2 protein-coding genes are annotated in these 7,291 nt (G+C 68.2%); both read left to right on the top strand.

Annotated features, from left to right (window positions below; translation table 11 throughout):
• Positions 1-114 precede the first annotated feature (114 nt).
• The gene (locus OSB52_RS22160; RefSeq protein ID WP_266063540.1) at positions 115-3,402 is read left to right on the top strand and encodes an arabinosyltransferase domain-containing protein; all 3,288 of its coding nucleotides are present in this window, start codon (positions 115-117) and stop codon (positions 3,400-3,402) included.
• On the top strand, positions 3,395-6,715 hold the full coding sequence (locus OSB52_RS22165) for an arabinosyltransferase domain-containing protein (protein WP_266063541.1): 3,321 nt from the start codon (positions 3,395-3,397) through the stop codon (positions 6,713-6,715). The genes OSB52_RS22160 and OSB52_RS22165 overlap by 8 nt, the downstream gene beginning before the upstream one ends.
• Positions 6,716-7,291 lie beyond the last annotated feature (576 nt).

Raw genomic sequence — 7,291 nt, forward strand, 5'->3', positions numbered from 1 at the left:
TGTCTGATGCTAAGCGACTTCGCGGTGAGTACCTAGTCAACGGTCGCAGCCGCCGGTCATCTCCGCGGAGCGGCTCACGGTACTTTCAGGACTGTCGATTAGGGTCACCGACTGATGACTGAGACTTCCCGACGGCTGCCGGCGCGCACGTGGGCGACGATTGCCACCGTCGCCGGATTCGTGGCGATCCTCGCCGCCGTCCCGACGCCGTTGCTGCCGGTGAACGAGCGCACCGCCGCCATCGACTGGCCCGACCGGGACCTGACGAGCGCCGCGAGCGCGTCGGTGACCGCGCCGCTGGTGGCACAGACACCGGCTGGGCTCGACGTCACGATCGGGTGTGCCACGCTGGCCGCCGCGGCGACCAACGGGCCGACGATGGTGTTGTCGACGATGCCGCCGGCCGGTACCGACGCGTCGGCGAAGGCGCTGTTCGTGACGGCCGCACCGACCGGGGTCGATGTGGTCCTGCGCGGACAGGAGTTGTTGCGCATCCCGTCCGACCGGCTCGCCGACTGCCAGCGGCTACGCATCCGGGCGTCGTTCGACGGCGTCGAGGCGCGCGCTGTCGGCGCCGGCATCGTCGCCACCGCCGACCCGGCCGCCCGTCCGCAGGTCTCCGGCATCTTCACCGACCTCGATCCCGAGACGGTGACCCGCGCGGCCGCCGACGACGGGCTCGCGGTGCACATCGACGTCGACAACCGGTTCGAGTCGTCGCCATCGTGGATCAAACTGCTGGTGATGATCATCGGAGTGCTCGCGGTGATCGTCGCGTTCGTCGCCATCGCCGCCCTCGACGTCGCGCACGGCTATCACCGCCGGATCGGGCGACTCGACCTGCGTCGGCTGTTCGCCCCCCGGATCGCCGACCTCGCGGTCACCGCGGCCCTGGTGATCTGGCATTTCCTCGGCGCGGGATCCTCCGACGACGGCTACATCCTGGCGATGGGCCGCAACGCGTCCGACGCCGGCTACCTCGCCAACTACTACCGTTTCTTCGGCATCCCCGAGGCGCCGTTCGACTGGTATTACGCCTTCTTGTCGCACTGGGAGGCGGTGTCGACGGCCGGTGTGTGGATGCGACTGCCCGCGCTGCTCGCGGGCCTGGCCAGTTGGTTCATCCTCAGCCGGGTCCTGCTGCCCCGACTAGGTGGCGCCGTACGCCGGTCCCAGTGGGCGATGTTCACCGCGGCTGCGGTGTTCGTCGCGTTCTGGATGCCGCTGGCCAGCGGACTGCGCAGCGAAGGCATCATCGTGCTCGGTTCGCTGCTCACCTGGTGGGGGGTGGAGCAGGCGGTGGCCACCCGCCGGATGCTGCCGGCGGCCGGCGCCGCGCTGGCCGCCGGGATGACCCTCGCGTTGGCGCCGCACGGGTTGATCGCGGTCGCGTTGCTCATCGCCGGATCGCGGCCCATGCTGCGCACTGTGCGTCGGCGCCGAGCCGAGAACGGTCTGCTCCCACTGCTCGCTCCGGTAGCTGCGGCGGCGGCCTTGGTGGTGATCGTGGTGTTCCGCGACCAGACCCTCGCCACGGTCGCCGAGGCGGTGCGCGTGCGCTACACCGTCGGGCCCACCCTCGTCTGGTACCAGGAACTGCTGCGGTTCTACTACCTGTCGCTGACCACCCAGGACGGCTCGCTGGTCCGCCGCGTCCCGATGTTGCTGCTGATCGCCGCGGTGTTCGTGACGCTGGCGGTGATGTTGCGGCGCAAACACATCCGCGGAGTCGATCCGGGTCCGGTGTGGCGTGTCATCGGCGCGATCCTGTTGACCGTGCTGCTGCTGTCGTTCACGCCCACCAAGTGGACCGTCCAATTCGGCATCTACGCCGGGGTGGGTGCCGCCATGGCGGCGGTGGCGACGGTGGCAGTCGCCCAGTCGGCGCGGCGCTCGCCGCGCAACCTGTGGATGTACATCGCGGTGCTCATGTTCGCCTGCGCGCTCGCCATGGCGGGGGAGAACGCCTGGGGCTGGGCCTACGACTTCGGCATCTCCTGGTTCGACAAGGCGCCGTCGATCGCCGGCACCCCGCTGTCGTCGATCTTCTTGGTACTCACCGCGCTCGCACTGGCGGTGGCCATCTGGTTCCATCTGCGCATCGACGTGGACGCGGAGAAGGGGAAGGTCCGCGACGATCACGCTCCGGTGTCGCGCACCCAGTTGGCGGTGTCGTCGGCGCCGATGCTGGTGATCGCGACGCTGGTCGTGATCGTCGAACTGCTGCTGTTCGCCAAGGCCGCGGTGGCGCGGTCGGACACCTACACGACGTTCAGTGCCAACACGCGGGCGCTGACCGGTGACACCTGCGGGATGGCCGACGACGTGCTGGTTGAGGACAACCCGAATCGTGGTGCACTGCAACCGATCGGCACCGACGACATCTCCCGCGCGCTGGCCGGCGAATCCACCGGCTTCGGGCCGGACGGGGTGGCCGGGGACCTGATGCCCGACCCCACCGCGCTCGGCGCCGGTACCATCAACACCTCCGGGGACCTGTCGCGGCCGTTCATCGTCACCGGCGGTGCCCCGGGCACCACCGGCGGTCGCGGCCCCGAGGGAATCAACGGTTCCACCGCCGCACTGCCGTTCGGTCTGTCGGCCGAGACCACCCCCGTGTTGGGTACCTACGGGCACGACAACGGTATCGCCGAGCTGACGTCGATGTGGTACCGACTGCCCGCCCGCGACTCCTCGCCGCTGCTGGTGATCACCGCAGCGGGACCGGTGTTCTCGGTCGACGCCGACGGTGTGCCACGCGGCGGCCGCTCGCTGAAGGTACAGTTCGGGCGAGCCGGAGACGGCCCCGAGGGCTTCCGCCAGGTCGGTGAGGCATATGTGCCGATCGATCCCGGTCCGGAGCGGCCGAATCGGCCGTGGCGCAACCTGCGCATCCCGATGTCGGCGGTACCCGAGAACGCCACCGCCATGCGGATCAGTGCAGTGGACAACAACGTGAGTCCCGATCAATGGCTGGCCATCACCCCGCCTCGGGCACCGCAACTGCAGACCCTGCAGCAAGTGGTGGGCACAGAAACGCCGGTGCTGCTGGATCTCTCGGTGGGCAGCCAATTCCCGTGCCAGCATCCGATGGGAACCCGTCACGGCGTCGCCGAGATCCCCGAATGGCGCATCGTGCCCGACCAGACCACCACCAACTCGAAGTCCAAGACGTGGCAGGCCGCGATCAACGGCGGCATCCTGACCACCCCGGAGGCACTGACACGTGAGGCCACCATGGCGACCTACCTCGACGGCGACTGGTATCGGGACTGGGGAGGTCTGCGACGTCTGACGCCGTTGGTGCCCGAGGCTCAGCCGGCCCGGGTGAGTACCGGGACGTCGTCGACCTGGGGTTGGATGCGCCCGGGTGCGATCAGGGTGGTGGCACAGGATGACTGAGAACGCGCAGGCACGCCGTCCGTCGGCGCGAAAGCTGAAGAACGCCAAGATCGTCGCCGTGGTGGCCGGAGCGATCGGAGTACTGCTGGCGATCCTCGCGCCGTTCCTACCGGTGACCTACACCAAGGCCGAACTGCAGTGGCCGCAGCCCGGCAGTAGCAGCCTGGAGAACGTCGCGGCGCCGAACGTCTCGTATGTGCCGGTGTCGATGGACATCTCGGTGCCGTGCGCGCTCGCCTCCGACCTGCCTCCCTCCGGTGGGGTGCTGCTGTCGACGGTCCCCGAGAACGGTGCCGAGGCGAACACCGTCGGCCTGTTCATCCGCGCGACCGCCGACCGCCTGCTGGTGACGCAGCGTAACGCGGTGTTGCTCAACGTCCCCCGCGCCGCCGCGGCGCAGAGCGCGGACTGCCGCATCGTGATCGACTCCGACACCAGCGGAACCCGCGGATCGGTCGAAGGATTCGCGCCCGCCGACGGAGATCCGGCGACCTTCGACCTCGCCGATCCGAACGCGCGACCCCAGATCATCGGTGTCTACACCGATCTGCCGGCCGACGCCCCGACCGATGGACTCTCGTTCACCTCCACCGTGGACACCAGGTTCAGTACCAGCCCGACCCTGCTCAAGGGTCTGGTGCTGATCGTCGGCATCGTGATGACGATCGCCTCGATGGCCGCGCTGGCGGTGCTCGACTCGCGTGACGGGCACCGGTTCGGATTGGGCTTGCCGGCGCGGTGGTGGCGGCCGACCCTGCTCGACGGGGTGGTCACCGCAGTGCTGTTCGGTTGGCTGTTCGTCGGCGGCAACACCGCTGATGACGGCTACCAGGTGACCGTCGGGCGTGTGGCGCCCGACGCCGGCTATTTGGACAACTACTACCGCTACTTCGGTGCGCCACAGGATCCGTTCGGCTGGCACTACCGCTATCTGGCGCTGTGGATGGAGGTCAGCACCGCCACCCCGTGGCTGCGGTTGCTGCCGTTGCTGTTCGCGCTCGTCGGCTGGTTCCTGATCAGTCGATTCGCACTGCCCCGCCTCGGTCGGGCGGTTCGCACCTCCCGGGCAGCGTATTGGGCGGCGGGACTCGGCTTTTTGGCCGTGTGGCTGCCGTTCAACAATGGACTCCGGGTGGAACCGGCACTGAGCGTGGGCATCCTGCTGACCTGGGTGCTGGTGGAACGCGCCATCGCGACGGGGCGATTCTTCCCACTGACCTTGGCGGTGGTGGCCGCGTGGGCAACCCTGACGATTCACCCGGCCGGTGCGATCGCGATTCTGCCGCTGCTGGCGGCGCTGCGCCCGCTGCTGCGGCGTCTGCGCCGACGCCGCGCCGACGACGGCTTGCTGCCGCTGCTGATGCCGGTACTCGCCTCTGGCCTGGCCGTGCTGTTCCTGATCTTCGTCGATCAGACCCTGGCCACCATCCTCGAAGGCGTTGACGTGCAAGGTGTCGTCGGCCCCACCAACGAATGGTGGACCGAGGCGATGCGCTACTATATCCTGCTCAACCCGACCCCCGACGGGTCGATCGCGCGACGCGTCGGCATCTTCGTCACCTTCCTCGCCGCCATCATCATCGTGCTCACGTTGCTCAGCAAGCGGCGAGTGCCGGGGGTGGCCACGGCGCCGCTGTGGCGGCTGCTCGCGGTCGCGGCGGGTGCGGTGGCCGTGCTGGCCTTCGTGCCCACCAAGGCCACCCATCAGATGGGTGCTTTCGCTTGTCTCACCGGTGTTCTCGCAGCTGCGGCGACCGTTTTCCTGCGCCCGGAGGTGATGCGGCGGCGCTGCAACCGGACGTTCATCGCCGCCGCGGCGGCCTACGCCCTCGCGGTGGCGTTCGCCGGACGCAACCAGTGGTGGTACGTCGGCAGCTACGGGATCCCGTGGGCCGATGACACCCCCAACGTCGCGGGCATCGGGTTGTTCATTCCGATCGTCGCAGTGGCGGTGGCGCTGACCGCGCTCGGCGTCTGGCAGTACTACCGCGACGACCGGGCGGCCGAGAGCGGCGTGCAGCCGGAGGCCGGTTCGTCGCCGAGCCTGATCCAGCGGATGCCGACGTATTCGCTGGCCATCGTCTCCGCGGCCGTATTGTTGTTCAACTTCGTCTCGTTCGCCAAGGCGTATCAGACACAACGTGATTCGTGGTCATGGGCCAGTTCCAACCTGAACGCGATACAGGGTGAGCCGTGCGCACTTGCCGACGCCGTGCTGGTGGAGGCCGATCCCAACGAGGGTCTGCTGACGCCGGCCCGTGTTGCCGGACAGAGTGATCGGTCTCCCGGAGGTGCGCTCGCCGGCGCAGGCACCGGTTCGATGGAAGGGTTCGATCCGAACGGGGTCTCCGCGCATCTGGAGAGCGAAGCAGAAGCCGACACCACCGCCAGTGGCGTCGACCGGACCCAGACCGATCCCACCGATGCCCAGTCCGAACCCAGCGGTACGGCGGGATCGGCGGACACCGGGGGCGGCACCACCGCGACCCGCGGGGTCAACGGATCATCGGTGCGGCTGCCGTTCGGTCTGGACCAGAGCCGGGTACCGGTGTTGGGAACCTACGGAACTCCTACCGGGCGTGGGCAACTCACGTCCGACTGGTATCAGTTGCCGGAGCGATCCGATGACACACCGCTGGTCACCATGTCGGTGGCCGGGACCATCGAATACGTCGACGAACTGGCCGTCACCCATCCGGGGCAGAAGCTGCGACTGGAATTCGGTCGCGTCGAATCGGACGGCCGGGTCACCACCGTGGCATCGATGGTGCCGTTGGACATCGGCAACGACCCCGAATGGCGCAACCTGCGGTTCCCGCGGGATCAGGCCCCGCCGCGGGCGTCGGTGGTGCGGATCGTCGCCGAGGACACCTCGGGCAATCCGGCCCAGTGGCTGGCTGTGACACCGCCGCGGGTGACCCCTCTGGTCACCTTGAATTCGCTGGTGGGCAGCGAGGATCCGGTGCTGCTGGACTGGGAGGTCGCCTTCGCCTTCCCATGTCAGCGGCCGGCGACGGTGGTCAATGGTGTGTGGGAGACCCCGCAGTGGCGGATCACGCCCGATGCCGAAGGTGAGCGGGTGAACTCACGGCGCTGGATGGCCGGTGACTACGGTGGTCCGCTCGGCATCGTGGAGAACGAACTGCGGCCCGTGGTGCTGCCGTCGTATCTCCGCAACGGCTGGGCCAAGGACTGGGGCAGCCTGCAGCGGCTCACCCCGCTTCAACCCCAGGTCGACGCCGAGCTCGTACTGACCGAAGAAGACCACGGCGGCCTGTGGACTCCCGGCCCGATGCGCGCGATCAGGAACTGACCCGGCGGGTTGTCGCTGATCGAGTAGGTCCGAGCCGCTAGGCGAGGGCCGTATCGAGATCTGCTGTGTGTCTTGTTGTCTCGATACGCCTCCTCGCCTAGCGGCTCGTTGGCTACTCGACCACCAGCGGTGTGGCTCGTTGGTTACGCGAGGATTGGCGGTGCATCGCCACTCAGTATCGAATCGGCGCCGGGCTCGACTTCTGTCGCTGATCGAGTAGGTTCGAGCCGCTAGGCGAGGGCCGTATCGAGATCTGCTGTGTGTCTTGTGGTCTCGATACGCTTCCTCGCCTAGCGGCTCGTTGGCTACTCGACGATCGGCGGTGCGGTTCGTTGGTTACGTGAGGATTGGCGGTGGATCGTCGCTCAGTATCGAGGCGGCGTCGGGCTCGACTTCTGTCGCTGATCGAGTAGGTTCGAGCCGCTAGGCGAGGGCCGTATCGAGATCTGCTGTGTGTCTTGTGGTCTCGATACGCCTCCTCGCCTAGCGGCTCGTTGGCTACTCGACGATCGGCGGTGCGGTTCGTTGGTCACGTGAGGATTGGCGGTGGATCGTCGCTCAGTATCGAGGCGGGCG

This window comes from Gordonia aquimaris, from assembly GCF_026262595.1.
Classification (GTDB): Bacteria; Actinomycetota; Actinomycetes; order Mycobacteriales; family Mycobacteriaceae; genus Gordonia; species Gordonia tangerina.

Excerpts from the sequence above, each read along its gene's own strand:
- OSB52_RS22165 (WP_266063541.1), top strand. The coding sequence starts at position 3,395 with ATGACTGAGAACGCGCAGGCACGCCGTCCGTCGGCGCGAAAGCTGAAG.
- OSB52_RS22160 (WP_266063540.1), top strand. The coding sequence starts at position 115 with ATGACTGAGACTTCCCGACGGCTGCCGGCGCGCACGTGGGCGACGATT.